The organism is Bradyrhizobium jicamae, assembly GCF_001440395.1.
Taxonomy (GTDB): Bacteria; Pseudomonadota; Alphaproteobacteria; order Rhizobiales; family Xanthobacteraceae; genus Bradyrhizobium; species Bradyrhizobium jicamae.
Window position 1 is genome coordinate 16,450 of the sequence record NZ_LLXZ01000214.1, and the last position, 266, is coordinate 16,715.

A 266-nucleotide genomic window follows, 5' to 3' on the forward strand; every position below is an offset into this window, starting at 1 on the left:
GCGCGGCGCTCGGAACATCAAGGACTGCAATTATTGCTTTCACGAGATCGTCACCAAGACCCAAAGCCAGTTGATCGATGAGGGCTTTGATGAAGACCAAGTGATGGGCCTTGAGGATTACACGGGCAATACGGAAGTCGAGACGCTTTCCCGCGATACGGTTGGAGAGCACTTCAACACGGTTTCGGCGTCGTCCAACAAGGCCGCAAGGCTCGTCAAGGTCACCGAGCACTATATCCGGCTGGATTACGAGGGGAACGGCCGGG

The 266-nt window shown here is 56.0% G+C and carries 1 protein-coding gene; it reads left to right on the forward strand.

Annotated features, from left to right (window positions below):
* The coding region (locus tag CQ12_RS45550) for a portal protein (RefSeq protein WP_057840182.1) at window positions 1–266 on the forward strand (266 nt) is incomplete at both ends.